The 767-nt window shown below is 46.8% G+C and carries 1 protein-coding gene; it reads right to left on the bottom strand.

The window, feature by feature from the left end:
• Positions 1-395: 395 nt before the first annotated feature.
• The coding region (locus D5R40_RS33520) for an AMP-binding enzyme (RefSeq protein ID WP_445974465.1) at positions 396-767 on the bottom strand (372 nt) is incomplete at its 5' end.

The raw sequence follows: 767 nt of genomic DNA, 5'->3' as shown, positions 1-767 counted from the left end.
GAATCCCCATGTAATTTTCCTCCTGTCTCCTGTCTCCTGTCTCCTGTCTCCTTCTTCAATTCCCCCTACTCCCTACTCCCTACTCCCTCTTTACTCCCTCTTTTCTGGAGATATCTAATTATCCAGACATGATATAACTTCTGACTGTCTTGAGTGTGTCTTATAGCAATGAGCGCTGGTATATTTACAAATTGCAGGATGGGCAAAATAGCTAAAAGTCTTATATTATCGGCAATTTATTCCCCCTTCCGGAACTGTTGCCAGATGAGCTGTTGCCTGCGCACAACGCTATAAATTCTGGAGGCGATGTGTGCGGAAACATTTCCGCACCAGAAAAGCGCCGCAGGAGACCTCAGAATTACACACTCACTTCTAACTTCTGACTTCTGACTTCCCTACGCTCCACCCCGTAACTTATCTAATACACTCTTGTCCTGTAACGTTGAAGTATCCCCAGCAATTTCCTGACCTGCCGCCAGAGACCGTAACAACCTTCGCATAATCTTACCAGAACGAGTTTTAGGCAAATCCTCAGTAAAGCGAATCTCACCAGGACGAGCGATCGCTCCAATCTCCTGGACAACGTGCTGCTTCAATTCCTTCTCCAAAGTCTCACTTGCTTCGCGATCGCCTTCTAAAGTCACAAAAGCCACAATATCCTCACCCTTAACCTCATCAGGTTTACCAACAACTGCAGCTTCCGCCACAGCAGAGTGAGACTTTGGAGAAGGAATTGAAGCAGCACGTTGTCCAGGAGATTGGAGCGA

Source organism: Okeania hirsuta (assembly GCF_003838195.1).
GTDB classification, from domain to species: domain Bacteria; phylum Cyanobacteriota; class Cyanobacteriia; order Cyanobacteriales; family Microcoleaceae; genus Okeania; species Okeania hirsuta.
Note: the sequence above shows the minus strand (reverse complement) of the source record. Positions and strands in the feature narration are given on the sequence as shown.